Genomic DNA, 26,592 nt, shown 5'->3' with positions numbered 1-26,592 from the left:
GGAAGCCGCCTCGACTCGCCTCGTCCCCGCCGGATTGCTGCGCGGGCACGCAGGCGCCTGCACAAATTTCAACCATGCTTCACGAGTATTGGAGAAACGCTGATCCACGGCTGGTGATTGCTTTGGAAAAAGTCATCTCGCAGTTGCGAAGAGATTTGGCTGCTGCCTAGGCTCGGGTGTTACGACCTCGCCACGAGCGCCAGGAGCCAGGATGTCCACCACCCGTCGCAACCTTCTCGCCGCACCCGCCATCCTGTCGGTTCTCGGCGCGATGTGCGCGCGGGATGCCTTCGCGCAGGCCGCGCCGGTGCGCGGCGGCACGCTGATCTACCTGGAGCAGCAGACCTACACGAACCTGTATCCGCCCGCCGGCGGCTTCTACCCGAATGGCGGCGTGCTGAATCAGATCACGGACAAGCTGACCTACCAGAACCCGCAGACGCTCGAGATCGAGCCCTGGATCGCGGAAAGCTGGACGGTCAGCGCCGACGCCACGGAATACGTGTTCCGCATCCGCCCCGGCGTCACCTTCTCCGACGGCACACCGCTGAACGCGGAGGCCGTGGCGAGGAACTTCGACACCTTCGGTCTCGGCAATCGCGAACTGCGGCACCCGGTCTCGGAGGTCATCACCAACTACCTGCGCAGCGAGGTCATCGACCCGCTGACGGTGCGCTTCCACTTCCGCGCGCCCTCGCCTGGGTTCCTGCAAGGGACCTCGGTGATCGGCTCCGGCCTCGTCTCCCTGCGCACGCTGGCGCTGCCCTTCGACCAGCTCGGCGATGCGACGAAGATCATCGGCTCCGGCCCCTTCGTGGTGGCGCGGCAGGTGCTGGGGCGGGAACTCGTGCTGAACGCGCGGCAGGACTACGCCTGGGGGCCGAAGCAGCACCCGCACCAGGGGCGCGCGCTGCTCGACACCATCCGCATCATCGTCAGCGGCGAGGACAGCGTGCGCATCGGCGCGCTGCTCTCCGGCCAGGCGCATGTCATCCGCCAGATCCAGGCCTATGACGAAGGCCGTGTGCAGTCGCGCGGCTTCCAGATCTTCGCGCCGTCCACGCGCGGCGTGAACAACAGCGTCGTCTTCCGCCCCGACAACCCGCTGGTCGCCGACATCCGCGTGCGCCAGGCCCTGCGCTACGCGACCAATGCGCAGGAGATCGTGGACACGCTGTTCTCGCCCAACTACCCGCGGGCCACGTCGATCATCGCGTCCACCGCGCAGGGTCACGTGAACCTCGCGGACCGGTTGACCTACGACCCGCGGCAGGCGGTGCGGCTGCTCGAGGAAGCAGGCTGGACCCTCGGCCCGCAGGGCGTGCGGCAGAAGGATGGGCGGGAGCTGGTGCTCACCGCCTATGAATCGCCGCCCCAGCCGCGCAACAAGGACACGCTGCAACTCGTCGCGCAGCAATGGGCGCGCGTCGGCGTGCGACTGAATGTGCTCGCGGGCGATGCCGGCAGCCGCGTGGTGGACAGCCTCGATCCCGCGAAGACGCCGGTCGCGCCGGCCATGGTCGGCCGCGCGGACCCGGACGTGATCCGCAGCCAGTACCACCCGCTGACGCGCAACGCGCTGCTGCAGACCGGCGGCGTCAGCCAGCGCGTGCAGTCGTTCAACGACGCGCGGCTGAACGGCCTGCTCGACGCCATTGCCTCCGAACCCGACCGGGCGAAGCGCCTCGCGCTGGTGGGGGATGTGCAGCGCTACGTCCTCGACCAGGCCTATGTGATCCCGATCTTCGAGGAGCCGCAGGTCTTCGCCGCCGCCCCACGCCTGCGTGGCTTCGGCTTCGAGGCGGTCGGCCGGCCGAGCTTCTACGGCGCCTGGCTCGCCGCGCGATGAGCCGGCATCTCGCGCAGCGCCTCGGCCAGTCGCTGCTGGTGCTGCTGGCCGCCTTCACCGTCGCCTTCGCGCTGTTGCAGGCGCTGCCGGGCGATGCGGTGCTGATCAAGTTCCTCGATTCCACGATGGGGCTGACGGCGGACCAGATCGCGGAGCTGCGCATCGCCTACGGCGCCGATGCGCCGCTCTGGCAGCAATACCTGCACACGCTGGGCAATTTCCTCTCCGGCGAATTCGGGTATTCGATCCGCGCCGGGGTGCCCGTGGCCAGGCTGCTGGCGGAGAACATCCCGCCGACACTGCTGCTCGCCTCGCTGGCCTTTGGCGTGGCGAGCCTGCTCGCGATCTTGCTTGCGGTGCTGAGCCAGCTCGGCTTCGGCTGGGTGCGCGGCTTCGCGCGCTCGATGCCGCCCTTCTTCGTGGCGGTGCCGGTCTTCTGGCTCGGCATCATGCTGATCCAGGTGTTTTCCTTCCAGCTCGGCCTGGTCTCGGTGATCGCGCCGGAACCGTGGGAGGAACTGATCCTTCCGGTGCTGACGCTGGCCGTGCCGATCTCCGCCCCGCTGGCGCAGGTGCTGATCCGCAACATCGACACGGTGCTCAACGAGCCCTTCGTCGCCGTCGCGCGCGCCAAGGGGGCAACCCATGCCTGGGTGCTGTGGCGCCACGTCGCGCGCAATGCGCTGCCATCGACCCTGACCATGGCCGGCGTGCTGTTCGGCGAGTTGCTGGGCGGCGCGGTGGTGACCGAGACCGTCTTCGGCCTGAGCGGCCTCGGCGGACTGACGCAGCAGGCGGTCGCGAACCAGGACGTGGCGGTGCTGCAGGCGATCGTGGTGCTCTCGGCCGTCGCCTTCGTGGCGATCAGCCTGGCGGTGGACCTGCTGCTGCCGCTGCTCGACCCGCGGCTGGCCGTGCGCCCGGCAGGTGCGGCATGAGCGGCGCGAACCCCGTGGCCGGCGTCGTGCCGGTGCGCCTGCCGCCGCTCGGGCTGACGCTGGCCTGGGCCGTGGTCGGGCTGGTGCTTGCCTGGGCGGTCGTGCCCGGCCTCTTCGCCTGGCAGGATCCCCTGCAGGGCATCGCCGGTCGCCAGCTTGAAGCGCCGAGCCTGGAGCATCCGCTGGGCACGGACGGGCTGGGGCGCGACATGCTCGCGCGCGTGATCCATGGCGCACGGGAATCGCTGCTCGGCGCCTTTCTCGCGGTCAGCGTCGGGCTGGTGTTCGGCACGACGCTCGGCCTGCTGGCGGGTGCGCGCGGTGGCATCGTCGACGCGGCTGTGATGCGGCTGGTCGATACGCTGCTGGCGATCCCGTCGTTGCTGCTCTCGCTGTCCGTCATCATCCTGCTCGGCTTCGGGTCGATCAACGCGGCGATCGCGGTGGGCTTCGTCTCCGTGGCGCATTTCGCCCGCCTGTCGCGGTCCGAGGTGCTGCGCGTGCGCCGCGCGGAATATGTCGAGGCCGCCTTCGGCAGCGGCGGGCGCTTCCTCGCGGTGCTGTGGCGGCATGTGCTGCCGAACGCGTTGACCTCGGTGCTGGCGCTGGCGGCTTTGCAGTTCGGTTCGGCGATCCTCGCGCTCTCGACGCTCGGCTTCCTTGGCTACGGGGCGCCGCCGCCGACGCCGGAATGGGGGCTGCTGATCGCGGAGGGGCGGGACTTCCTCGCCACCGCCTGGTGGCTGACCTGCACGCCGGGCGTCGTCGTGCTGGCCGTTGTGCTTTCCGCCGAACGCATCAGCCGCAGCCTGGGGGCGCGCCGGACATGAAAATCGATATCGCGCCGCGCCTCGCGCCGGCACCCGCGACCACCGTCGCGCCGCTGCTCGAGGTGGAGGACCTCGCCGTCCGCTATGCGAGCGGCGGGAGCGTCCGTCGCGTCGTGGACGGCGTGTCGTTCTCGATCGCGCCGGGAGAAGTGCTGGCGCTGGTGGGTGAATCCGGTTCCGGCAAGACGACCACGGCGCAGGCGGTGCTCGGCCTTCTGCCGGCCAACGGTGCCATCGAACGTGGCGCCATCCGGCTGGACGGGGCCGGCATCTCCCGCTGGCCGGAGAAGCGCCTCACCGCGCTGCGCGGCGCGCGCATCAGCCTGATCCCGCAGGACCCGACCACCTCGCTGAACCCCGTGCGCACCATCGGCGCGCAGATCGCCGAGATCCTCGAGATCCACGGCGAACGCGATCGCAGCCTCATCCGCGAGCGCGTGCTGGACCTGCTGAGCCGCGTCGGCCTCGAGCCCGCGGAGATGCGCGCGGGGCAGTATCCGCACCAGCTGTCCGGCGGCATGCGCCAGCGCGTGCTGATCGCCATCGCCGTCGCGCTTCGCCCCGGGCTGATCGTGGCGGACGAGCCGACCAGCGCGCTTGACGTGACCGTGCAGCGCCGCATCCTCGACCTGATCGATGAATTGCGGCGGGAGGACGGGACCTCCGTCCTGCTGGTGACGCACGATCTCGGCGTCGCGACTGACCGCGCCGACCGCGTGGTGGTGCTGCGCAACGGTGCGGTGCAGGAAGCCGGCCCGGTGCGCCAGGTGCTGGCCGCCCCGCGCAGCGCCTATACCCGGCAACTGCTGCAGGATGCGCCGTCGCTCGCCACGCCGCGCGCGCGGCCACCGGTCTCGGGCGCCACCGGCATCGCCTTGAAGGTCGAGACGCTGGTGCAGGAGTATCCCGTGCCGGGCGAGCGCGGCCGCCTCTTCCGCGCCGTGGACGATGTCGGGTTCGAGGTGCGCGCCGGCACCACCCACGCGCTGGTCGGCGAATCCGGTTCGGGCAAGACGACGACGGCGCGTTGCATCGCCGGCTTCCTGCGCCCGACCGCGGGCCGAGTGCTGGTTGGCGAAACCGACGTCGCATGCCTGTCCGGCGAGCCGCTGCGCCAGTTCCGCCGTCAGGTGCAGCTGGTGTTCCAGAATCCCTTCGCCTCGCTCGACCCGCGCCAGACCATCGCCGGGATCGTCGAGGAACCGCTGCGCAACTTCGAGCCCATCCCGAAGGCGGAGCGCGAACGCCAGGTGCGCGCCATCATCGAACGGGTCGGCCTGCCGGATTCCGTGCTGACACGGCCGCCGGCGGCGCTCTCGGGCGGGCAGCGCCAGCGCGTGGCCATCGCCCGCGCCCTGGTGCTGCGCCCGCGCGTCGTAGTGCTGGACGAGGCGGTCTCCGCCCTCGACGTCACGGTGCAGGCGCGCATCCTGGAACTGCTCGACGAGTTGCAGCAGGACCTGGGCCTCACCTACGTCTTCGTCTCGCACGACCTCGCGGTGGTGCGGCTGATCGCCGACACCGTCTCGGTCATGCGCGACGGGCGCGTGGTGGAATCCGGCGCGACGGAGCAGGTGTTCCAGGCGCCCGAATCCAACTACGCTCGCGAGCTGATCGCGGCGATCCCGGGCATGACGGACGAGGCAAGGAAGGCAGCGGAATGACGATGGCACGCGGGCTGCGGCTCGGCTTCTTCACCCGGCTTCTCGACGAGGGCGGCGCCGCGGAGCGTTACCGTCTCGCGCTCGCGCAGATCCGCCACGCCGAAGCGCAGGGCTTCGAGAGCGCCTGGATCGCCCAGCACCACTTTCACGAAGCCGAGGGCGGACTCCCCTCCCCCTTCGTCTTCCTCGCCCAGGTCGCGGCGTTGACGTCGCGCATCCGGCTTGGCACCGGCATCGTCACCCTGCCGATGGAAATGCCGATCCGCGTTGCGGAGGATGCGACGGTGCTCGATCTGATCTCGGGCGGGCGGCTCGAACTCGGTGTCGGCTCCGGCGGCAATCCGGAGGCCTTCGCGGCCTTCGGCCTCAAGGATGCCGACCGGCGCACGATCTTCGCCGACAAGCTCGCGGAACTGACCGGCGCGCTCGCCGGCGAAGCGCTGAAGGGCGGGGATCGTGTCTATCCGGCGCATCCCGCGCTGCTCGACCGGCTGTGGTACGCGACCTTCTCGGTGGATGGCGCACGCGCGGCAGGGCGCCTGGGCGCGGGGCTGCTGCTCTCGCGTACGCAGCCGCGGCCGAAGGAGGCGCCGGATGCGGCGCTCTCCGACATCCAGGACCCTATGGTGGATGCCTATCTCGCCGCGCTGCCGGCCGGCGTGGCGCCGCGCATCCTTGCCTCGCGCTCGGTCTTCGTTGCCGACCGGCATGAGGATGCCTTGCGCTTCGCCGCGACCGGCCTGCGCCGCCACCATGCGCGGCTTGCCTCGCTCGGCCGCGCGCCCGCCGAATGTCCGCCGGTCGAGGAAATGATCCGCCGGCAGGACGTGCATCTCGGAACGGTGGAGGAGGTGATCGCCTCGCTGCGCACCGACCGCATCCTGGACCGCGCGACGGAGCTCGCCGTGCAGGTGCATTCGGTGGATCCGCCGCATCCGCATATCCTGCGCTCGATCGAGCTGATGGCCGAGGGCGTCGCACCCGCCTTCGGCTGGCGGCGCGAACCGGCCGAGGCGGCGCGTCGCGTCGCCTGACAACGACATCATCCGAGGGAACACCGTACCCGTGACGGACCTGATCGACACCCTGGCCAGCATCGTGCCCGGCTCCGCGCTGGACGCCGCGCGCGCGCGACGCCCGGCGGCGCGCACCCATGCCGAGGCCAGCTACCAATCGCTGCTGCTGCCCGCCGAACCCGGCGATGTCAGCATCGCCGAGCGCTTCGCCGTCGCCGCCTATGTCACCGGGCTGCACCGCGCGGAGGCGACGCACCCGCACTACGCCGCGGGGCTTGCCCAGCATGGCGGCACGGCGCTGGTCAAGGCCGTCGCGCTGGCGGTGGTCGAAACCCTCGCGGAAGGCCCCAAGGGCCATTTCCCGCCCGGCCCACTGAACGCGGAGGACACGCCCGCGCCGACCTTCGCGCTGTCCGCCCCCGTCGCCGCCGCGCTCGGCAAGCGGCTGGAGGCGGCCTTCGCGCATGCCCATTTCCTCGTCTTCCACCCGCGCGACGCAGCGGCGGACCGCTTCCGCCCGCTGGCCGAGGCAGGCTGGACGACGGATGCCATCGTCACGCTGTCGCAGCTCGTCTCCTTCCTCGCCTTCCAGATCCGCGTCGTCGCCGGCCTGCGCGTGCTGGCCGCGACGCCCTGACCCCGGGACCCACGCCATGCCCGACACCATCCAGCCCCGCACCGCGCCGAACGTCTTCACCCGCGACCATCTCGACTGGCTGCCCTGGCTCGAGCCGCTCGCCGAGGCCGAGCTGACCGAGAAGCACATCGCCGCGCTGGTTGATCCGGCGCGCGCGAAGTCCGATTATTTCCGGCTGCTGGCGCGCGATCCCGATGCGCTCGAGCACCGCACGCGCACCGACAAGGACATCTTCTACAACACCGATGCCGGCGCGCCGCGCGCGGATCGCGAACTCGCCGCCGCCGCGGTGTCGCGCTTCAACGGCTGCATCTACTGCGCCTCGGTCCATGCGCGCTTCGCCTCGACCTATGCGAAGCGCGAGGCGGATGTGGACCGGCTGCTGGCGGAAGGCGTCGGCGCCGATCTCGGCGAGCGCTGGAACGCCATCGTCGCCGCTTCCGTCGCGCTGACCGCGATCCCCATGACCTTCGGGCCGGAGCATGTGCAGCGGCTGCGCGCGACGGGCATGGACGACCTGGCGATCTCCGACATCATCCAGGGCGCGGCCTTCTTCAACTGGGCGAACCGGCTGATGCTCTCGCTCGGGGAACCGGCGACGAAAGCCTGACGTTTCCCCTCCCGTCCGGCCGGGCCTAGGCTCGCGCCGGGACGGAACAGGGGGAACGGACATGCCCAAGAGCGAACTCTGGCAGCGCGGCGACGCGATGCGGCGCCGCCTGATGGGCGCGGCCACGGTCGAACGCATGGCGAAGGGCGTCTATGACGACCCGCTCATGGAGAAGTTCGGCGACTACGCGCGCGAAGCGGTCTTCGCGATGCTGTGGGACCGCCCGGGCCTCGACCTGAAGACGCGGACGCTGATCTGCGTGGTCTCGGACACCGCCACCCATGCCTGGCCGGAACTGGCCATCCACCTGCGCATGGCGCGCCGCGCGGGCTGGACGGAGGACGAACTGTCCGAGGCGCTGCTGCACCTCAGCGGATATATCGGCCTGCCGGCGGTGCGCGAGGCGATGATCACCGCAAGGACGGTCTTCACCGAGATGCGCGGCGAGCCGGACGGCGGCCTCGGGATGTAGCATCGGCTCGAACCGACCGCTGTGCCCGGAGGACATCCGGGTCATGGCGAAGGTGTTCGCGCTCGCCCTTGCGACAGAAGGCGGAAATGCTTCGGGCGCGGAGGTCGCCCTCCGCGCCCGTCGCCGTCCCCCGCCTTCAGGCCGACATCAGTTGATGCGTTCCCCGTGCAGCGTCACGTCGAGACCCTCGCGCTCCTCTTCCTCGCTCACGCGCAGGCCGACGATGGCGTCCACGATCTTGAGCAGGATGAACGTGCCCACCGCCGTGAAGGCGAGCGTCGCACCGACCGCATAGAGCTGCTTGATGAACTGCTCCATGCCGCCGGCCGAACCCTCCGGCGCCGCGGTGGTCGCCGAGAGCGGACCATAGGCCAGGAAGCCCACCAGCAGCGCCCCGACGATGCCGCAGATGCCGTGCACGCCGAAGGCGTCGAGGCTGTCGTCGTAGCCGAGCGCGTGCTTGAGCGCCGTCGCGCCCCACAGGCCCGCGAGACCCGCCGCCAGGCCGATGATCAGCGCCGAGCCCGGCAGCACGAAACCCGCCGCGGGGGTGATGGCGACCAGCCCCGCCACCGCACCCGAGATGGCGCCGAGCACCGAGGGCTTCCCCTTGATCACCCATTCCGCGACGGTCCAGGAGAGCACCGCGCTGCCGGCGGCGATCTGCGTCACCAGCATGGCCATGCCCGCGCGGCCGCCGCCCGAGGAGCCCGCCGAGCCGGCATTGAAGCCGAACCAGCCCACCCAGAGCAGGGCGGCGCCGACAACTGCCAGGCCGAGGTTGAACGGCGCCATGTTCTCGCTGCCGTAGCCCACGCGCTTGCCGAGCACGAGCGCGGCCACCAGGCCCGCGACACCCGCATTGATGTGCACCACCGTGCCACCCGCGAAGTCGAGCGCGCCGAGGCCGAAGAGCCAGCCATTCGGATGCCACACCCAATGCGCGATCGGGGAGTAGATCAGCAGCGTCCACAACGAGACGAAGAGCACCAGCGCCGAGAACTTCATGCGGTCCGCCACCGCGCCGGTGATCAGCGCCGCGGTGATGATCGCGAAGGTCATCTGGAAGGTCAGGAAGACGCTCTCGGGGATGGTGAAGGCGACCGCCCCGTCGCCGGTGCCCAGGGTGAAGGGCTTGTCCCAGTTCTCCGAGAGGCCGGCGAGCAGGAACTTCGAGAAGTCCCCCACATAGGCGCCGTAGGTGCCGCCGTCGCCGAAGGCGATCGAATAGCCCGCCACCATCCACAGCACCGTCACCAGCGCGCAGATGAAGAAGGACTGCATCATCGTCGCCAGCACGTTCTTCTTGCGGACCATGCCCGCATAGAAGAGCGCCACGCCGGGGATGGTCATCATCAGCACGAGCGCGGTGGAGGTCAGCATCCAGGCCGCGTCGCCGGTGTCCACCTTGGCGTCCTGCGCGAAGGCCGGCGCCGCGGCCAGCATCAGGGTGGCCGCGGCCAGGCCGCAGCGCGCGAGCATGCGCTTCACAGTCGTCTCTTCCTTTCCGGTCATGGGACGCCGCCTCACAGGGCCGAGCCGTCGGTCTCGCCCGTGCGGATGCGCAGCGCGCGCTCCACATCGAGGACAAAGATCTTCCCGTCGCCGATCTTGCCGGTGCGGGCGGTGGTGGCGATCGCCTCGACCACCGCATCCGCCAGTTCGTCCGGCACGGTGACCTCGATCTTCACCTTGGGCAGGAAGCTCACGTGGTATTCGGCACCGCGGTAGATCTCGGTCTGGCCCTTCTGCCGGCCGAAACCCTTCACCTCGGTCACCGTCAGCCCCTGCACGCCGAGGGGCGTGAGCGCCTCGCGTACCTCGTCGAGCTTGAAGGGCTTGATCACAGCCATCACCAGTTTCATGGCCCGTGCTGTTCCTTTCTGGGGCGGACTGGTGGGTTCTGCTTCCAAGAGCCGTGCCAGAGCGCGGCGACACGGCAAGGCGCGGGATTCGCCGCGCTCGCCCGGCCGGCTGCCTGCGAAAAAGGCAGGCGCCCAATTCAACGGCAGGCTGGCGCTGCGGCACCGGGCGCCTAGATTGCCGGCATGAGCACTCCCTTCGAGGTCGAGATCTGCGTTGTCGGCGCCGGTCCCGTCGGCGCCACCCTGGCCGCGACCCTCGCCGCCGCCGGCATCCGGACGGCGGTGATCGACGCCGCCCCCCTGCCGCCCATGGAACTGCCGGCCTTCGACGGCCGCGCCTATGCCATCGCCCTGAGTTCCAAGCGCCTGCTGGCCGCGGCCGGGGTGTGGGACCGGCTGCCCGAGGCGCCCTGCCCGATCCTCGGCATCCGTGTCGCGGACGGCCGTCCGGGCGAGCCCGCCTCACCGCTCTCCCTCCACTTCGACCATGCCGATGTGGGAGAGGAGCCCTTCGGCTGGCTGGTCGAGGCCCGTGCCCTGCGCGTCGCCCTCAATGCCCACCTGGCGCATCTGCCGGGGCTGCACGTCTTCGCCCCCGCCCAGGCCGAGGTGACGCGCGGCGTGGAGGGCGTGGCGGTGCGCCTTTCGACCGGGCAGGAGATCCGCGCGCGGCTCGTGGTGGGCGCCGAGGGCCGCAATTCCGCGCTGCGCCGCCAGGCGGGCATTCCGGTGTCGCGGCTCGACTACCACTGCATGGGCATCGTCGGTGCCGTCGCGCATGAAAAGCCGCACAACAACGTGGCGCTCGAGCAGTTCCTGCCGCATGGGCCCTTCGCCCAATTGCCCATGACCGGCATCCCGGGCCACCCCAATGTCAGCGCCATCGTCTGGACGGAGCGCACCGCGATCGCCAGGGCGGTGCTGGCCATGGACGACGTCGCCTATGGCCGGCAGATCGCGGCGCGGATGGGCGGGCATCTCGGCGCGGTGACGCCGATCGGGCGGCGCTGGTCCTATCCGCTCACCGCGATGCACGCCGCCCGCTACACGGCCGAGCGGCTGGCCCTGGTGGGCGATGCCGCGCACGGCATCCACCCGATCGCGGGCCAGGGGCTGAACCTCGGCTTCCGCGACGTGGCGGCGCTGGCCGAGATGGTGATCGAGGCGGTGAACGCCGGCGCCGATCCCGGGGCGCCGGCCGTGCTCGCGCGCTACCAGGCGGCGCGGCGGCCCGACAGCCTGGTGATGCTCGGCGCCACCCACGCGCTGGAGCGGCTCTTCACCTCCCGCCTGCCGCCGCTGCGGCTCGCGCGGCGGCTTGGCATCGCGGCGGTGGACCGGCTGCCGGGGCTGAAGCGCTTCTTCGCGACGCGAGCGATGGGTCTCGGCGGCGGGACGGCCGGGCTGCTTGGCGGGCAGGGGCTGGCGCGGCGCGGATGAGCCGCTGCGGACTCGCGCAATACGCGAAATTTATGTATGGACCGTCATGTTCCGGGCTCGTTATCCTGCTTCGAGGCCAAGATTCCCGGGCATCCACGGCTGATGCACGTGCCGGATGCGCAAGAATCGTGGATTGCGAGCTTTTTTATGCTCGCCCCACGCGAAACCATTCGGGATAACGTACCCGTGAGAAATCTGCGCAAGGGGGCTATGAGCAGCAGCAAGAGGGGCGTCACCACGCCTGAGATGGCATCGCCGCCGACCTGCCCCCCCGCCACCGTCGTCGCGGCCGATGCGGAGCAGGCCGGTGTCTCCCTCACCGCCTCGTTGTGGGCCCGGTTCGGGACTTGGCCGCCGGCGGCGCGGCTGGTGATCGCCGTCCTGCTGTCCCTGATGCTCTGGGTGCCGATCTGGTTCGGCGTGCGGGCGGGTCTGCGCGCCTTCGGCTGACGCGCCGGCCGCCCGGTCCTGGAGCGGTTTTCGTTCGCACGGGGCTACGGCGCCCCCTCCAGGCTTTTGGTGCCGCAGGCATCCCGAGCTGCGTTCGGGAGATCCGGCCCGGCCGGGATCTCCTGGATCGGTTTCCATGCGCCCGGGCTCACGGAACTCGATCCCGGGTATTGTTTTCGCGGGCATCTCCACCCGATCAGGTGATTCGACCTGATCGGGACCTGCTCTAATCGAGCCGGATGTTCGCGCTGCGGATGATGTTCTGGAACAGCTCGCGCTGCCCGCGCAGATAGGCCGCGAAATCATCCGACCCGCGGGCGATCGGCTCGACGCTGATGCTCTCGATGCGGCCGCGCACGGCGGGGTCGGCGACGCCCGTCGCCACCTCGGCCGCCAGGCGATCGACGATCGGGCGCGGCGTGCCGCCCGGCACCATGACGCCAAGCCAGGCGCCGGCGTCGAAGCCTTCCAGCCCCGGCACCCGCGCGAAGGGCTCCACGCCCGGCGCCAGCGAACTGCCGCCGGCCAGCGAGATGCCGAGCGCGCGCAGGTTGCCCTGGCGCACCAGCGGGTTGGTCGCCGCCAGGGTCTCGATGCTGTAGTGGATCTGCCCGCCCATCAGCGCCGTCATCGAAGGCGAACTGCCCTGGAAGGGGACGTGCAGCGCCTCGACCCGGGCGCGGGCGTTGAAGGCCTCGGCGATCAGGTGCGCCGTCGCCGCGGTGCCGGAGGAGCCGAAGGTGTAATGCCCCGGCCGGGCCCGCAGCAGGGCGATGAATTCCTGCGTCGTGCGCGCCGGGAAGTCCGGCTTCACCACCAGCAGGTAGGGCGAGATGCCCATCATAGCGACCGGCGCGAGGTCCTTCTCGGCATCGAAGGGCACGCGCTGCAGCAGCGGTGCGATGGTCACCGGCCCGGAGGAAGCGGCAAGGATGGTGTAGCCGTCCGGCGCCGCCTTCGCGACCGCGTCGGTGCCGATGGTGCCGCCGGCCCCGGCGCGGTTCTCCGGCACCACCGGCACGCCGAGCCGGTCCTGCAGGTGCTGCGCCATGACGCGGCCCGCGAGGTCGGTCGCCTGCCCCGGCGGCCAGGGAATGACCATGCGGATCGGACGGTTGGGCCAGGGCGCCTGCGCCGCGGCGATACCGGGCAGCGAGAGCGTCGAGGCGGCCAGAGCGAGCGCGTGGCGGCGGGCAATCTTCATGCTGACATTCCCTTCCCGGCAGCGGGGTGATCCCCCGCGATCAATTGTGCGTCACTCAGCACGCCGCGCGACGCGCCGCAAGGGCATGCCGCGCGCCGCGAGGCGACCCGGGCAGGGCTCGCGATGCGCGCCGCCGCAGCATTCGCGGCGGCCACATTGCAGGCCGGGGTGCGGCAGGCGCGGCACCTCCGCGGCTGCCGCGCCTGCCGTCAGCGCGGCGGCACTTCCGAGATGATGAGCTGCGCCGGCACGCCGCGGCCGCGGTCGTAATGGCCGATCCAGATGTCGTACTGGCCGGACAGGGGCTGGCTGAAGACCATGCCCGCATGGGTGCCGATGAAGTCGTCGTTGCAGACCCATTGCCCGTTCGGCAGGTTGACCACCAGCGTGACGTCGAAGCGCGATTGCGCCGCGATGTAGAGCGGCAGCCCGCCGCCCGCCTGGTAGTTCAGCCGCACGTCGGGCGCCTGGGCGATCGCGCCCACGCAGCCCGGCCCGCCGATGCGCTCGGCGGCGATGTTCCCGCCGGCGGTCACGTTCACCACGAAGGGGTCGGGCTGGAAGTTGAAGCGCAGGTTCGCCGTCCCGAAGGATGGCGGCATGTTGTAGTTCTGCGCCGCCACGCCGCCGGCGCCGAGTGCCGCGACCACCGCCGCGCCGGCAAGCAAACGTCTAGAAAACATATCGAATCCTCCGGATTTGGGCTGGCCGGATCATTCCGCCTGATGCGCGGCGGGACAAGCGCGATACCGCCGCTCGCCGCGCACGAAGGCGCCATTGCGGCTATCGCGCCACAATCCGTGGGTGCGGTCCGTCCTCCAGCACATGGGCGGCGAGGACGGCCTCCCGCACCCGGGCGCGCACCACCTTGCCTTGCGCGTTGCGCGGCAGTTCCGGCAGGGCGAGCCAGGCACGCGGGCGCTTGTGGCGGGCCAGCGCGGCGATTCGCGTCTCGGCCTCGGTGACCCAGTCCTCGGGCGGGGCCTCGGCGACGGCGACGATCACCTCCCCCCAATAGTCGGAGGGCAGGCCAAGCACGCAGATGACGCGGCCGCCCGCGGCGCCGTCCAGCACCGCCTCGATCTCCCCCGGATGGACGCGGTAGCCGCCGGATTTCATCAGGTCCGCCGCGCGGCCCGAGAGGCGCAACCGCCCGCGCGCGTCGATGACGCCGAGATCCCCCGTGCGGTGCCATCCGCCGGGCGGGCGCGCGGCGAAGCCCGCGCCGGTGATGGTGCCCGCGGCCATGTGGCGGGCACGGAGATGGATCTCGCCCGGTTCGCCCGGCGGCAGGGGGGTGCCGTCCTCGGCGCGGATGGCGATCTCGACGCCGGGGGCGGGCCAGCCCAGGTTCGCGCCGAGGCCGTCATCCGCCTCGGCCATCGCCTCGGCGACCTCCGGCGGCTCGAGCACGCAGATGGGGTTGAAGCACTCGCTCATGCCGTAGGTGATGCGGACCACCGGGCCGAAGGCCTCCGCCGCGCGGCGCCAGAGTTCGCGCGAGAGCGTCGAGGTGCCGGTGAAGATGCAGCGCACGCCCTCGAACCGCCGGCCCGGGAACAGCGAGAGGATCTTCGCCAGCACCGTCGGCGGGGCGAAGATCGCGGAGGGCCCGGCGTCCAGGATCGGCGCCACGCGATCGGCGCGCACGCCATCCTGCAGCACCACCTCGCCGCCCTGTTCGAGCCAGGCGGCGGCGATGAGCGAGGCACCGTGGACGAAGGGCGTCATCAGGAGCACGCGGTCGCCGGGACCAGGCGTGAAGGGCAGCACGGCGCGTTGCAGCAGATGCGCGGTCCAGCGCCCGCCATGGGTGTGCACGATGGCCTTGGGCCGGCCCGTGGTGCCGGAGGTGAAGAGGATGCGGCCCCAGGCCTCGGCCGGGACCGGCGGCAACGGCGCGGGTGCGGGGTCCGGCGCGATGTCCTCGATCGCCCAGGGTTCGAAGCCGAGCGCGGCGAGCCGCCCCGCCTGCGCGCGGTGCGCGAGGATGCGCCGGAACCCCGTGAGTTCCGCGAACCAGCCGAGTTCCGCATCGGTCGATGCGGCGTTGATCGGGACCTCCGCCACGCCGGCGATGGTCAGGCCGGCGCTGACCCAGGGCGCGTCGCAGCCGTTCGGCACCAGCGAGGCGACCGGCGCACCGGGCGCGACACCCGCCGCGCGCAGCCGATGGCCCAGCGCATGGGCACGCTCCGCGAGCGCGCGATAGGACAAGGTCGCCGCGCCATCGGTGACCGCGATACGGTCCCCGAAGCGCGCGGCGAGGGTGAGAAGGTCGTTCGACCAGGCGATTCCATCCCGCATGGCGCGGAGATTCGTCGCAGCGGCGCGGCGCGTCAAACGCGCGGGGGCTTGATCGCGCCGCGCTTCGCGGGCCGGATGGCGGCAACGGAGGAGAGAACGCCATGGACCCGCTGCGCCACGCCACGCTGCCCGCCGGCATCCGCTCGCGGATGGTCGAGGGCATCAACGGTCTGACGATGCACGTGCTGGAGGCCGGCGAGGCCGGGCGCCCGGCGCTGCTGCTGCTGCACGGCTTCCCCGAACTCGCCTATTCCTGGCGCAAGGTGATGCTGCCGCTGGCGGCGGCCGGCTTCCACGTCGTCGCGCCGGACCAGCGCGGCTATGGCCGCACCATGGGCTGGAACGACGCCTATGACGCGGAACTGCGGCCCTTCGCACTGCTCAACCTGATCCGCGACCAGTTGGCGTTGCTCGGCGCGCTCGGCATCGAGCGGCTGCATGCGGTGATCGGGCATGATTTCGGCTCGCCCGTCGCGGCGCATTGCGCATTGGTGCGGCCCGACGTGTTCCGTCGCGTCGCGTTGATGAGCGCGCCCTTCGCCGGGCCGCCATCGATCGGCGCCGCGCATCGCGCGCCGGTGGCGGACATCGCGCAGGACCTCGCGGCGCTGGCCCGGCCGCGCAAGCATTACCACTGGTACTATGCGACGCGCCCGGCCAATGGGGACCTGATGGCCGCGCCGCAGGGCCTGCCGGCCTTCTTCCGCGCCTACTACCACCACAAGAGCGGCGACTGGGCCGGCAACGACGTCTTCCCGCTGAAGGGCTGGACCGCGGAGGAACTCGCGAAGCTGCCGACCTACTACGTGATGGACCTGCACGAGACCATGCCGCAGACGGTGGCGCACGAGATGCCTGCTACCGCCAGCGCCTGGCTGACGGACGACGAGGTCGCGATCTACGCGCAGGAATACGGCCGCAGCGGCTTCCAGGGCGGGCTGAACTGGTACCGCACACGCTTCACCGGCACGAACATGGAGATGGAAGCCTTCGCCGGAAAGCGCATCGAGGTGCCGGCCTGCTTCATCGGCGGCGCGCGCGACTGGGGCGTGCAGCAGGCTCCCGGCGCGCTGCGGAAGATGGAGACGGAGGCCTCCGCGGACTGGCGCGGGACGCATCTCGTGCCCGGCGCGGGGCACTGGGTGCAGCAGGAGAAGCCGGCGGAGACGGTCGCGCTGCTGCTGGATTTCCTGAAGGTCGCGGGGAGTTAGAGCAGATCCCGATCAGGTGGAATCACCTGAGCGGATGAAGATGCTCGCAAGACAACGGCCTGGAGCGGTGTTCGTGAACCGGGGCGAACGGAAACCGCTCTGCCCCCCCTACCCGCCTTCGTCGAACCTGGCGCCACGACGAGGCTGCGGGGCCGCCGGCCGTTCCTAATCGTGGTCCCCGCCCCATCGCGCGACAGGCGCACGCCATCCCCGGAAGATCGCCAGGAGGCGGAGGAGGATGCACGCGGCCGCGCCCAGCAGCATGGAAATGGACGGCGAGATGGCCATGACATGGCCGATCGAGACGACCGCGCCGCCGGTCAGCGCGGCCAGCGCGTAGATGTCCCCTTTCAGCACGAAGGGGACCTCGCCGGCGAGAAGGTCGCGCAGCATCCCGCCGCCGATCCCCGTGAGCATGCCCAGTATGCCGGCCATCAGCGGGTTGATGCCGAAGTCGATCGCCTTCTGCGCCCCGATCACCGCGAAGAGCCCCAGCCCGACCGCGTCCAGGACGAGGATCTTGCGCTGAAGCAGCGTCAGGCTGGGATACCACCAGAAGGTCACGAGGCCGCCGACGATCGCGATCAGGAAGTAATGGATCTCGGTGATCGCCGCGGGGGGCACGGCGCCGATCAGGAGGTCGCGGGTGATCCCGCCGACGACGGCGACCACGAAGGACAGGAACAGGACGCCGAACAGGTCGAACCTCTTCTTCACGCCGAGCAGCCCGCCGCTCAGGGCGAAGATGAAGGTCCCCCCCCAGTCGAGGACCGTGATCAGGTCCTTCACGAAGGGGCTGTGCGCGGTCTCGACCATCTGATCCGCAGCCGTCAGTGCGCGTGCGCGTCGGAGGAGGGCGGACAGATCCAGGCGCCGGCCGCCGCGAGCATCGCCTCGATTCCCGTGCGCAGCGTCGGGTCGATGACCGGCGCGAAGTCGGGCGCGTGGTTCGCCGGAAGCTCGTCGAGCCGTCCTGCTTCCGCTGCCTTCGCGTAGATGGCCGGATCGATGCCGCCGATCATCCAGAAGACCACCGGCACGTTCCAGGCGGCGCCGAACAGTCCGAAATCCTCGCTCGCCGTCGCGGGACCGATTTCCGCCAGCCTATCCGCACCGAACCGGCGCTCGAGCGCGGCGACGACCTTCCGGGTGGCGGCCTCGTCGTTGCGTGTCGGCGGGAACTCGCTCAGCACGGAGAACTCGGGCGGCCTGGGGGCGCCCGAGGCGGCCGCTTCCGCTTCCAGGATGCGCCTGATCGCCGACAGGACGCGGTTGCGCACCTGGTCCTTGAAGGTGCGGACGTTGAGGCGCAGCAGCGCCCGGTCGGGAATGACGTTCTCGTTCATGCCCGCGCTCAGCGTGCCGACGGTCACCACGGCGGAATCCGTCATCGCCACTTCCCGCGACACCACCGTCTGCAGCCGCATCACCGCCGATGCGGCCATGACCACCGGATCGATGCTCTTCTGCGGCATCGAACCATGGGCGCCGCGCCCGAATAGCGTGACTTCCCAACTGTCCCCGGCCGAGAGCACCGTCCCGGTCCGCCAGCCGATCCGGCCGGCGGATAGCGGCATCACATGCTGGCCGAGGGTGACGTCGGGCTTCGGGAAGCGCTTGACCATGCCGTCCTCGATCATCGCGCGGGCACCCTGGCCGGTTTCCTCGCCCGGCTGGAAGACGGCCATGACCGTGCCGTGCCAGTTCCCTCGACTTTCCGAGAGGATGCGTGTCGCGCCCATCAGCCAGGCGACATGCATGTCATGCCCGCAGGAATGCGCGATCGACGTGGCCTGCCCGAAGCGGTCCGTGCCCGTCTCGCTGCTGGCGTAGGGGAGACCCGTGCTCTCCCGGATCGGCAGGGCGTCCATGTCGGCGCGCAAGAGCACCGTGGGCCCGTCGCCGTTGCGGAGCAGGCCGACGACACCGGTGCCGCCGACGCCTTCCGTCACCTCGTAGCCCGCGTCGCGAAGCCAGGAAGCCGCGATGCCCGCGGTGCGGAGCTCCTGCATGGACAGTTCAGGATGCGCGTGAATGTCCCGGTAGATGCCTTCGAGCTGTGCGAGCAGTTCATCGGACGGCTCGGGCAAGACGAGGGCGGGCGCAGTGCTCACATTCATGACTGCCTCCTTCGTAGGTCAATGCCGGTTCCGGACTCGGGCGCGGCCGGAAGATCACACCGAAACCCCGCTTCATGCGGCCGTGTCAGCACGAGAAGGTCCTGGCCGATGCGCAAGGCCGCATCTGCCGGAAGCGCATCTGGGTGCTCGATGAGGGCCAACAACTGCAGGATCCGTTCGCGCTGGATTGGTCCGTCGCCTTGGCCACGCGCGCATCGCATGCACATCTGCTTATTTCCTCCTGCGCGATGCCCTGAGGGGCGTTGCAGAAGTCGAGGACGCGAGCATATCCCGGATGGATACGACTATTGGCCCGGCGACCCCGGATCGCGAAGCCGTTTCGCCGATCGTGAGCATTTCCGGGGCGGTCGCCCCGACCATGAGCACTACGTCGCGCGCCTCGAACCGATGAGACCGGTCGCGCGTGGACTGCCGGGCTGTCTTCATGACGGTCACCTCGGGCTATTTCGGCGGCAGCGGCAGCAGGGTGATGTTGGACGGCAGGGGTCACCTCGCCCGACAGGTGGCATCCGGCCCGGCCCTGTGGAAGGGCGGCGGGTGATTTCTCGTGCCGCGACCGTTCGACATGTCATGCCCTCGCAAGCCGGCGCCGCCGAGGCGGATTTCCCCCGCTGGCGCGCCGCGGCGGCCCTGGCAGGATGGCACCCGATCACCGCCGAAAAGGACGCGGGCCATGTCGCCCTGGCTGCTGACGCCCCTGCTGCTGCTCTTCTCCAACGTGCTGATGACCTTTGCCTGGTATGGGCACCTCAAGGCGCCGCACTGGCCGCTCTGGCTCGCCATCCTCGTGTCCTGGGGCATCGCGCTGTTGGAATACTGCCTCGCGGTGCCGGCCAACCGGATCGGGTTCACGGCAGGCGCCTTCACGGGCCAGCAGCTCAAGGTGATGCAGGAAGCGATCACGCTGCTCGTCTTCGCCGTGTTCAGCGTCACCTTCCTGGGGGAGACGCTGCGTTGGAACTTCCTCGCAGCCGGAGCGTGCCTTGTGGCTGCCGTCGTGTTCATCTTCCTGCCGGCCAGGTAACGAACGGAGGGATCGATGCGAATCGGTGTGCCGAAGGAAGTGAAGGTCCACGAGTACCGCGTGGGCCTGGTGCCCGGATCGGTCCGCGAACTGACGCTGCACGGCCATGAGGTGGTGGTCGAGACCAATGCCGGTGCGGCCATCGGCTTCCCGGACGAGGCCTATATCGCCGCCGGCGCCCGCATCGCGCCCGACGCCGCCACGATCTTCGCCGAGGCCGAACTCATCGTGAAGGTGAAGGAGCCGCAGCCCCATGAATGGGCGCGGCTGAAGCCCGGCCAGGTGCTTTTCACCTACCTCCACCTCGCCCCGGACCCGGCGCAGACGAAGGGCCTGATGGCATCCGGCTGCACCGCCATCGCCTATGAGACAGTCACCGACCCGCAGGGCGGCCTGCCGCTGCTCGCGCCGATGAGCGAGGTCGCCGGCCGCATGGCCGTGCAGGTCGGCGCCCGTTGCCTGGAGAAGGAGGCCGGCGGCGCGGGCATCCTGCTCTCCGGCGTGCCGGGCGTTCCTTCGGGGCGCGTGGCGATCATCGGCGGCGGGATGGTGGGATCGAACGCGGCGCGGATCGCCGCCGGCATGCGTGCGCATGTCACGGTGCTCGACAGCAACCCGCGCGTGCTGCACGCGCTCGATGTCGAGTTCAACGGCATGGTCGACACGCTCTTCGCCACGCGCGACGCGGTCGAGGGCACGGTGCTCGAGGCCGACCTGGTGATCGGCGCCGTGCTGGTGCCCGGTGCCGCCGCGCCGCGGCTGGTCTCACGCCAGACCGTCGCGCGCATGCGCCCCGGCAGCGTCATGGTGGATGTCGCCATCGACCAGGGCGGCTGCTTCGAGACCTCCCGCCCCACCACGCATGCCGAGCCGACCTATGTCGTCGACGGCGTGGTGCATTACTGCGTGACGAACATGCCCGGCGCGGTGGCGCGCACATCCGCGGTGGCGCTGAACAACGCGACGCTGCCCTTCACCCTGCAGATTGCCGACAAGGGGTGGCAGCGGGCCGCGGCGGACAACCCGCACCTCGCCGCCGGGGTGAACGTGCATGCAGGCGCGGTGACGCATCCGGCGGTGGCGGGCGCGCTGGGCCTGCCGGTCGCCTCGCTGCCAGGATGAGCGGGGCGGCAAGCATCGAGTTGCGGCTTTCAACCGCGGCGCAGCTCTTCAACACGCTCGACCCGGCTCCCTTCCGGGAGGGCGACCTGGCGCCGGATGCCGAGCAATATATCCTCGACTGGGTGGAGGACCTTCCCGCGCATGCGCCGCTGGCGATCCTGGTTCACCTGCCGGCCGCGGAAGCCGCCACTCCGGCCGCCGCTTCCATCCCGGACTCGCTCCGCGCCTTCTTCGCCCACCGTGCCGATGCCGCCGCACGCCAGATTCGGGAGAACTTCCGCTCAGGCCGGCACGCGCTGGTGATCGGGCTGGCCATCCTTTCCGCCTGCCTGGCGCTCGCCGTCACGCTCGCACCGGAAGGGGAAGCGATCGGGGCCGCGCGCATCGCGCAGGAAAGCCTTGTGATTCTCGGCTGGGTCGCATTGTGGCGCCCGGCCGAGATCTTCCTCTACGACTGGCTGCCCATTGCGCGACGCCGCGCACGCTTTCGCCGGCTCGCCGGGGCGACGCTCACGGTGCTGGGCGACACCCCGGTTCAGCCGATGCGCCGCCAGCCTTCATAGACCGTCTCCCTGGCGATGCGCCCGTCCCGCATGGCGAAGAGGTGGAGCAGGCGCAACTCCACCCGGCTGCCGACCGGGAGCGGCGCATTCGCCATGCCTTCGCCCACCAGGCGGAAGCGCACGGTGCAGTCGTCCACGACATGGTCCTCGGTGGCGAAGCGGGTGCCCGGGGCGATCTCGACCTCCGCGATGGCGCCGAACATCGCGCGGTAATTGGCCTCGATCGCCGGCTTGCTGGTCAGCGTCAGGCCGCGTGTCGGCATCTCCAGCACGATGTCGTCGGTGTAGAGGTCCATCACCAGGGAGGGATCGCGCGCCTCGTCGCGGATATGGGCGTCGACCACGGCGAGATTGCGGGCGATGGCGTCCATGGGGGGCGTCCTTTTCGTCATATTGACTGACAATTTATTGACAGAACGACTGACCATCTGTCAACAAGAGCCATGGATTCCCGTCCCGTCACCGAGCAGCGCCGCACCCTGGGTGCCCTGCTCCGCCTGTCCTACGAGGCCCTTCAGCGGGAGGTCTACGGCGGCCTCGCCGCTCGCGGCTATCCCGAGATCCGTCCGGCCCATTCCGCTGTGTTCCGCCACATCGGGCCGGATGGTTCCCGCCTGACCACGCTCGCCGAGCGCGCCGGCATGACCAAGCAATCCATGGCCTACCTGGTCGATGGCCTCGCCGCCGCCGGGCATCTGACGAGTACCCCCGATCCGGCCGACGGGCGCGCGCGCATCGTGCGCCTGACGGCGAAGGGGCAAGGCGTGCTCGCGGCCCTGCTCGCGCTCAGCGCCGAGGCCGAGGCACGCGTCGCCGGGCGCATCGGGGAGCGCCGCGCTGGCAAGCTGCGGCGCTACCTGGAGCAACTGGCCGCCGCGCTCGAGGCTGAGCGCGCCGCCCGCTGATCAGTGCAGCGGCAGCGACAGGGGCGCGATCTCGTCCCCGCTGCGGCCGCGATAATCCCGCCCGCGGGCGTCCCGCAGCATCCTCGCCTGGCTCTCCGCCAGGATTCCGGCGGCCTCCGCGACGTCGAGCCGCGTCGTGCGGCCATCCGCGAAGACCGTCTCCCCCGCCACCACCACCCGCTTCACCGCGCGGTCCGCGGCATGGAACACCAGCGCGCGCAGCGGGTCGCGCGGCGGGTTCATCAGCGGGTGCGCGAGGTCCACCAGCACCACATCGGCCGCCGCCCCCTTCTCGAGCCGCCCGAGATCGGGCCGCCCCAATGCCTCCGCCCCGCCCACCGTCGCGGCGTGGAACACGCTGCCGGTGTCCGCCGCCGCCACGTCCCGCACCGCGTTGCGCGCGAGCAGGATCGCGAGCCGCATCTCCTCGATCAGGTTGTGCGGTGCACAGTCGGTGCCGAAGCCCATGTTCACGCCACGCGCGCGGTACTTGCCGAAATGCTTCAGGTGCTCGCCGTAGCGCGCGAAGGGGGACGGGCAATGCGCCACCGTCGCGCCGTGTTCCGCCACCAGGCCGATGTCCTTCGCGGTGTGCCAGCCGATGGAGGCATGCTCGTCCACGAAGATCGCATGGCCGAGGATCGAGCGCGGCGTCAGCAGCCCGATCGAGGCCGCCCATTGGATCGGCGTGACGCCGTGGCGGCGGATCATCTCCCGCACCTCCACCACGGCCTGGGCGATGTGGGTGGTGAAGGGGCGGCCCGTCTCGCCGGCATAGGCGACGGATTCGCGCAGCATGTCCTCCTCGACCGTGTCGATCTGGGCAGGGAAGACGATGCCGTGCAGCCGGCCGGAATTGTCGGCCTCGGCCTCCTTCATCACGCGCTTGGCGGCCTCGAACTGCGTGCGTGCGTTCTCCCGGTTCCACATCCAGGTGACGGTCTGCGGTGCCGACATGCCCCAGTGCGCGGCGGCATAGCCCGGGCCGGCCCAGACGCGCAGGCCGCTCTCGCGCATGATGCCGAGCCATTCGGGGAACGGCGGCGAGAGGTCCACCACGCTCGTCACCCCGGCCGACATCAGCTCGGCATAGGCCAGGCGCATCGCCGCCGCCTGCCCCTGCTGGTCGAGGCGGAAAGCCTGCAATCGCTCGAACAACCCGGTCATCTGCTGTTCGGGCACGCCGTGGTCCTCGCGCACGCCGCGGCCGGCGGGCTCGGTCGTCGGGTGGGTGTGGATGTTCACCAGGCCCGGCATCACCAGCAGGCGGCGGCCATCCACCACCTCGGCGCCCGGTGGCAGCGGCGCGTCGGGGTCGTGGTGGGCGATGGCGGCGATGCGGCCATCCCGCAGCAGCACATCCATGCCGTGCGCATAGGCGTGCCGCCGCGCCGGCCCATCCCACACCACGGCCCAGGCGGCGTCGCGGATCAGCAGCGGTGCGGGCATGGCGTCGGTCCTCTCAGCGGCTGCGGTTGGCGTAGTCCCAGGTGGTGAAGGTGAAGTCCTGCTGCGCGCGGTTCTGCAGGTGGCAGGTGAAGCAGGCGTTCAGCGGGCCGGACAGGCGGCTGCCGTCGGCGGGGCTGAAGCGGGCGTATTCCCATTCGCCGTTGCGCAGGTCGGGGCCGTAGCCCTCGCCCCAGCCGCGTTCCTTCTGCTGCACGTTGATGCCGATGAAGGCGGGCTCCGGGATGAAGCGGCCATTGGCGTCGAGCAGCGGAGTGCCCTGCGCGTCCAGCCGCGCGCGCTGGTCCGCGAGGATCACCAGCGACCCGTAGGGCATCGGCTGGCCGGGCTGCAGCGCGGCGAAGGCCTCCGGATTGATGTAGATGTTGCGGATGATCTTGCGGTTCCGGTTGTCGATCGTGGAGTAGCGGACGAAGCGGGCATGCCAGTCGGCCGGCAGTTCGATGTTCTGCGGCCCGGGCGTATACGCCCGCGGCTGGGCCAGCGCGGCGGGGACGAGTACGGCCAGGCCGCCGAGTGCGGCGAAAAGGGCATGACGGCGCACGGGAGCCTCCCTGTCTGTGCGCCATCGGGCCCCGTTTCGTCGTCGCGATGCAAGCGTCGCGTGCGCCCCTCACGCCTCCGCGAAGGCCGGCGCGGCGCGCGCGATGCCGCCATAGGCGTCGAGCATCCGCTCCCGCCAGGCATGCACGGGGTCGGAAGGCTCGAGCACCGGGAAGGGGCTGACGCAGCGCGCCCACTGGAAGGGGCCGAAGACGACGGCGTCGCCGTAGCCCGGCGCGTCGCCGTGCAGGAAGGGCGCGCGGCGCAGTGCCAGGCGCAGCGGCACCAATGTCTCGCGGAAGGCGGCGACCGTCGTCTCCCGCCCGGCCGTCACCTCGGGGAGCGTCCGGGCGTAGCGTGCCTCCCGGCTCTCGATGAAATAGGCGGCGTCCTCCGGGTCGAGCAGCGCCGGGATGTCGGAGACGACGAGCCGCGCCATGCCGCCCACCAGCGCCGCATCCGCCCAGCCGTTCAGGAACCGCGCCAGCGCCCGCCCGCCCTCGCCGCCGAAGAGGGAGGGCCGCTCCGGGTAGGTGTCCTCGAGGTATTCGGCGATGCGCCAGGAATCCGATACGGCGCGGCCGCCGTCGAGGATCACCGGCACCTTCTCCGCCCCGTGCGCGGTGATCGTGGCGCGCTCGCGGAAGCGCCAGGGGATGGTCTCCACCTCGAACCCCTTGTGCGCGAGCGCGAGCCGCGTCCGCCAGCAATAGGGGCTGAAGCGCCGCGCCGGGTCGGCGCCGCACAGGTCGTAGAGCGTGACGGGCATGTCATTCCTCCGAAGCGCGACTATCCTGCGTCCCGGAGAGGAACGCCACCGCATGACCGACGACCTGTTGCTGGCGCTGGACCAGGGCACGACCTCGACCCGGACCATCGCCTTCGACGCCGCGCTCGCGCCGCGCGCCACGGCGCAGGAGGAGCTGCCGCAGCACTTCCCCGCGCCCGGCTGGGTGGAGCACGAACCGGAGGACATCTGGCGCGGCGCGCTGGCCACCCTGCGCGGGGCGCTCGATCGTGCGGGCGGGGAGGCGCGGCGCGTCGCCGGCATCGGCATCACCAACCAGCGCGAGACGACGCTGCTGTGGGACCGCGCCACCGGGCGGTGCCTGCATCGCGCCATCGTCTGGCAGGACCGCCGCACCGCGGGACATTGCGCTCGGCTACGAGAGGACGGCGTCGAGGCGCTGCTGACGGAACGGACCGGGCTGCTCGCCGACCCGTATTTTTCGGCGACGAAGCTGGCTTGGCTGCTCGCGGAGGTGCCCGGCGTGCGCGAAGCGGCGGAACGCGGCGACCTGGCCTTCGGCACGGTTGACACCTTCCTGCTCTGGCGCCTGACCGGCGGGCGCGTGCATGCGACGGATGCGACCAATGCCGCGCGCACCATGCTGTTCGACATCCACCGCGGCAGCTGGGACGAGGAGTTGCTGCGGCTGTTCCGCATCCCCGCCGCCGTCCTGCCGGAGGTGCGCGACTGCGCCGCCGAGTTCGGCGCCACCGATGCCGCGCTGCTCGGCGTGCCCGTGCCGGTCCGGGGCATGGCTGGCGACCAGCAGGCGGCGACGATCGGCCAGGCGTGCTTCGCGCCGGGCATGGTGAAGTCGACCTACGGCACCGGCTGCTTCGCGCTGTTGAACACGGGGGCGACGCCGGTCGCCTCGCGGTCCCGCCTGCTGACGACGATCGCCTACCAGCTCGAGGGGAAAAGAACCTATGCGCTGGAAGGTGCGATCTTCGCCGCCGGCGCGGCGGTGCAATGGCTGCGCGACGGGCTCGGCATCATCTCGAACGCCGCCGAGGCCGGCATGCTGGCGGCGCAGGCCGACCCGACGCAGGCAGTGGTGCTGGTGCCGGCATTCACCGGCCTCGGCGCGCCGCACTGGGACGCGGAGGCACGGGCGGCGATCTTCGGCCTGACGCGCGGCTCGGGACGCGCAGAACTGTGCCGCGCCGCGCTGGAAAGCGTGGCCTTCCAGACCCACGACCTGCTCGAGGCCATGCGCGCGGACTGGCCCGCGGGCGCCGAGACGGTGCTGCGCGTGGACGGCGGCATGGTCGCCTCCGACTGGACGATGCAGTTCCTCGCCGACCTGCTCGGCGCACCGGTGGACCGGCCTACGCTGAAGGAGACGACGGCGCTGGGCGCCGCCTGGTTGGCCGGATTGCAGGCGGGACTCTGCGCGCCGCCCGGCGCGGCGGGAAGCACGCATTGGCGGCTCGATCGCCGCTTCCAGCCGACGATGGGCCGTGACGAGGCGGCGCACCGCTACGCCCTGTGGCAGGATGCCGTGCGGCGCACGCTGACGCATTGAGCCAGGACGGGACACGGGC

27 protein-coding genes are annotated in these 26,592 nt (G+C 70.9%); 16 read left to right on the top strand and 11 right to left on the bottom strand.

Annotated elements, in window-relative coordinates:
- Window positions 1-211: 211 nt before the first annotated feature.
- From GXW76_RS03810 to GXW76_RS03775, 8 genes are all read left to right on the top strand, one after another.
- The gene (locus GXW76_RS03810) at window positions 212-1,849 is read left to right on the top strand and encodes a TIGR04028 family ABC transporter substrate-binding protein (RefSeq protein ID WP_211860663.1); all 1,638 of its coding nucleotides are present in this window, start codon (window positions 212-214) and stop codon (window positions 1,847-1,849) included.
- Complete coding sequence (locus tag GXW76_RS03805; RefSeq protein ID WP_211860662.1) at window positions 1,846-2,787, top strand: ABC transporter permease; 942 nt, start codon at window positions 1,846-1,848, stop codon at window positions 2,785-2,787. The genes GXW76_RS03810 and GXW76_RS03805 overlap by 4 nt, the downstream gene beginning before the upstream one ends.
- Entirely contained in the window at window positions 2,784-3,617 is an 834-nt protein-coding gene (locus GXW76_RS03800; protein ID WP_211860661.1) for an ABC transporter permease, read from the top strand. The genes GXW76_RS03805 and GXW76_RS03800 overlap by 4 nt, the downstream gene beginning before the upstream one ends.
- A complete protein-coding gene (locus GXW76_RS03795) occupies window positions 3,614-5,281 on the top strand; it encodes a dipeptide ABC transporter ATP-binding protein (protein ID WP_211860660.1) in 1,668 nt (555 codons plus the stop codon). The genes GXW76_RS03800 and GXW76_RS03795 overlap by 4 nt, the downstream gene beginning before the upstream one ends.
- Window positions 5,278-6,315, top strand: a complete 1,038-nt coding sequence (locus GXW76_RS03790) for a putative FMN-dependent luciferase-like monooxygenase (RefSeq protein WP_211860659.1) — start codon at window positions 5,278-5,280, stop codon at window positions 6,313-6,315. Before GXW76_RS03795 ends, GXW76_RS03790 begins: the two co-directional genes overlap by 4 nt.
- Window positions 6,316-6,346: 31 nt before the next feature.
- Window positions 6,347-6,934, top strand: a complete 588-nt coding sequence (locus GXW76_RS03785; RefSeq protein WP_211860658.1) for a CMD domain protein — start codon at window positions 6,347-6,349, stop codon at window positions 6,932-6,934.
- Between the two features lie 16 nt (window positions 6,935-6,950).
- Window positions 6,951-7,544, top strand: coding sequence for an alkylhydroperoxidase domain protein (locus tag GXW76_RS03780; RefSeq protein ID WP_211860657.1), 594 nt, complete (start codon window positions 6,951-6,953; stop codon window positions 7,542-7,544).
- 61 nt (window positions 7,545-7,605) lie between these two features.
- Entirely contained in the window at window positions 7,606-8,016 is a 411-nt protein-coding gene (locus GXW76_RS03775) for a carboxymuconolactone decarboxylase family protein (protein WP_211860656.1), read from the top strand.
- A gap of 147 nt (window positions 8,017-8,163) precedes the next feature.
- Here GXW76_RS03775 and GXW76_RS03770 read toward each other — a convergent pair whose 3' ends face one another.
- Complete coding sequence (locus GXW76_RS03770) at window positions 8,164-9,531, bottom strand: ammonium transporter (RefSeq protein WP_408904301.1); 1,368 nt, start codon at window positions 9,529-9,531, stop codon at window positions 8,164-8,166.
- An 11-nt stretch (window positions 9,532-9,542) separates the two neighbouring features.
- Window positions 9,543-9,881: a P-II family nitrogen regulator gene (locus GXW76_RS03765; protein ID WP_137125843.1), complete on the bottom strand. Its 339-nt coding sequence runs from the start codon at window positions 9,879-9,881 to the stop codon at window positions 9,543-9,545.
- Window positions 9,882-10,064: 183 nt separating this feature from the next.
- Here GXW76_RS03765 and GXW76_RS03760 point away from each other — a divergent pair, with 183 nt between their 5' ends.
- Together GXW76_RS03760 and GXW76_RS03755 are read left to right on the top strand one after the other, a co-directional pair.
- Window positions 10,065-11,321 (top strand): UbiH/UbiF/VisC/COQ6 family ubiquinone biosynthesis hydroxylase, encoded by a 1,257-nt coding sequence (locus GXW76_RS03760; protein WP_211860655.1) that lies wholly within the window; start codon window positions 10,065-10,067, stop codon window positions 11,319-11,321.
- Between the two features lie 36 nt (window positions 11,322-11,357).
- The gene (locus GXW76_RS03755) at window positions 11,358-11,771 is read left to right on the top strand and encodes a hypothetical protein (RefSeq protein ID WP_211860654.1); all 414 of its coding nucleotides are present in this window, start codon (window positions 11,358-11,360) and stop codon (window positions 11,769-11,771) included.
- Window positions 11,772-11,997: 226 nt separating this feature from the next.
- Here the strand turns inward: GXW76_RS03755 and GXW76_RS03750 are convergent, their stop codons facing one another.
- The 3 genes from GXW76_RS03750 to GXW76_RS03740 form a co-directional block, all read right to left on the bottom strand.
- Window positions 11,998-12,975, bottom strand: a complete 978-nt coding sequence (locus tag GXW76_RS03750) for a Bug family tripartite tricarboxylate transporter substrate binding protein (protein WP_211860653.1) — start codon at window positions 12,973-12,975, stop codon at window positions 11,998-12,000.
- 209 nt (window positions 12,976-13,184) lie between these two features.
- Window positions 13,185-13,658, bottom strand: coding sequence for a hypothetical protein (locus GXW76_RS03745; protein WP_211860652.1), 474 nt, complete (start codon window positions 13,656-13,658; stop codon window positions 13,185-13,187).
- Between the two features lie 100 nt (window positions 13,659-13,758).
- Window positions 13,759-15,282 (bottom strand): class I adenylate-forming enzyme family protein, encoded by a 1,524-nt coding sequence (locus GXW76_RS03740; protein WP_211860651.1) that lies wholly within the window; start codon window positions 15,280-15,282, stop codon window positions 13,759-13,761.
- Between the two features lie 101 nt (window positions 15,283-15,383).
- Here GXW76_RS03740 and GXW76_RS03735 point away from each other — a divergent pair, with 101 nt between their 5' ends.
- Window positions 15,384-16,493, top strand: coding sequence for an alpha/beta fold hydrolase (locus GXW76_RS03735; protein ID WP_211860650.1), 1,110 nt, complete (start codon window positions 15,384-15,386; stop codon window positions 16,491-16,493).
- A 165-nt stretch (window positions 16,494-16,658) separates the two neighbouring features.
- Here the strand turns inward: GXW76_RS03735 and GXW76_RS03730 are convergent, their stop codons facing one another.
- A complete protein-coding gene (locus GXW76_RS03730; RefSeq protein ID WP_211860649.1) occupies window positions 16,659-17,309 on the bottom strand; it encodes a trimeric intracellular cation channel family protein in 651 nt (216 codons plus the stop codon).
- A gap of 14 nt (window positions 17,310-17,323) precedes the next feature.
- Window positions 17,324-18,613 carry an amidohydrolase gene (locus tag GXW76_RS03725; protein ID WP_211860648.1) on the bottom strand — a complete coding sequence of 430 codons (1,290 nt, stop codon included), beginning with the start codon at window positions 18,611-18,613 and terminating at the stop codon, window positions 17,324-17,326.
- 694 nt (window positions 18,614-19,307) lie between these two features.
- Between GXW76_RS03725 and GXW76_RS03720 the strand changes: the two genes are divergently transcribed.
- From GXW76_RS03720 to GXW76_RS03710, 3 genes are read left to right on the top strand one after another with little or no spacing between them, the layout of a single operon-like run.
- Complete coding sequence (locus tag GXW76_RS03720) at window positions 19,308-19,658, top strand: DMT family protein (protein ID WP_211860647.1); 351 nt, start codon at window positions 19,308-19,310, stop codon at window positions 19,656-19,658.
- A 15-nt stretch (window positions 19,659-19,673) separates the two neighbouring features.
- Complete coding sequence (gene ald, locus GXW76_RS03715) at window positions 19,674-20,780, top strand: alanine dehydrogenase (RefSeq protein ID WP_211860646.1); 1,107 nt, start codon at window positions 19,674-19,676, stop codon at window positions 20,778-20,780.
- Window positions 20,777-21,343: a hypothetical protein gene (locus tag GXW76_RS03710; protein WP_211860645.1), complete on the top strand. Its 567-nt coding sequence runs from the start codon at window positions 20,777-20,779 to the stop codon at window positions 21,341-21,343. Before ald ends, GXW76_RS03710 begins: the two co-directional genes overlap by 4 nt.
- Here the strand turns inward: GXW76_RS03710 and GXW76_RS03705 are convergent.
- Window positions 21,316-21,714: a nuclear transport factor 2 family protein gene (locus tag GXW76_RS03705; RefSeq protein WP_211860644.1), complete on the bottom strand. Its 399-nt coding sequence runs from the start codon at window positions 21,712-21,714 to the stop codon at window positions 21,316-21,318. The genes GXW76_RS03710 and GXW76_RS03705 overlap by 28 nt on opposite strands.
- A gap of 72 nt (window positions 21,715-21,786) precedes the next feature.
- Here GXW76_RS03705 and GXW76_RS03700 point away from each other — a divergent pair, with 72 nt between their 5' ends.
- Window positions 21,787-22,248: a MarR family winged helix-turn-helix transcriptional regulator gene (locus tag GXW76_RS03700; protein WP_211860643.1), complete on the top strand. Its 462-nt coding sequence runs from the start codon at window positions 21,787-21,789 to the stop codon at window positions 22,246-22,248.
- Here GXW76_RS03700 and GXW76_RS03695 read toward each other — a convergent pair whose 3' ends face one another.
- From GXW76_RS03695 to GXW76_RS03685, 3 genes are all read right to left on the bottom strand, one after another.
- On the bottom strand, window positions 22,249-23,697 hold the full coding sequence (locus tag GXW76_RS03695) for an amidohydrolase family protein (protein ID WP_211860642.1): 1,449 nt from the start codon (window positions 23,695-23,697) through the stop codon (window positions 22,249-22,251).
- Between the two features lie 13 nt (window positions 23,698-23,710).
- Entirely contained in the window at window positions 23,711-24,259 is a 549-nt protein-coding gene (locus GXW76_RS03690; protein WP_211860641.1) for a cytochrome P460 family protein, read from the bottom strand.
- A 69-nt stretch (window positions 24,260-24,328) separates the two neighbouring features.
- Window positions 24,329-25,027 (bottom strand): glutathione S-transferase family protein, encoded by a 699-nt coding sequence (locus tag GXW76_RS03685; RefSeq protein WP_211860640.1) that lies wholly within the window; start codon window positions 25,025-25,027, stop codon window positions 24,329-24,331.
- A 52-nt stretch (window positions 25,028-25,079) separates the two neighbouring features.
- Between GXW76_RS03685 and glpK the strand changes: the two genes are divergently transcribed.
- Window positions 25,080-26,573, top strand: coding sequence for a glycerol kinase GlpK (gene glpK, locus GXW76_RS03680; protein ID WP_211860639.1), 1,494 nt, complete (start codon window positions 25,080-25,082; stop codon window positions 26,571-26,573).
- The last annotated feature ends 19 nt before the right edge of the window (window positions 26,574-26,592 follow it).

It is taken from the genome of Neoroseomonas soli (assembly GCF_018129065.1).
In the GTDB taxonomy this organism is placed as follows: Bacteria; Pseudomonadota; Alphaproteobacteria; order Acetobacterales; family Acetobacteraceae; genus Neoroseomonas; species Neoroseomonas soli.
This window is presented reverse-complemented; position numbering and strand designations above follow the sequence as displayed.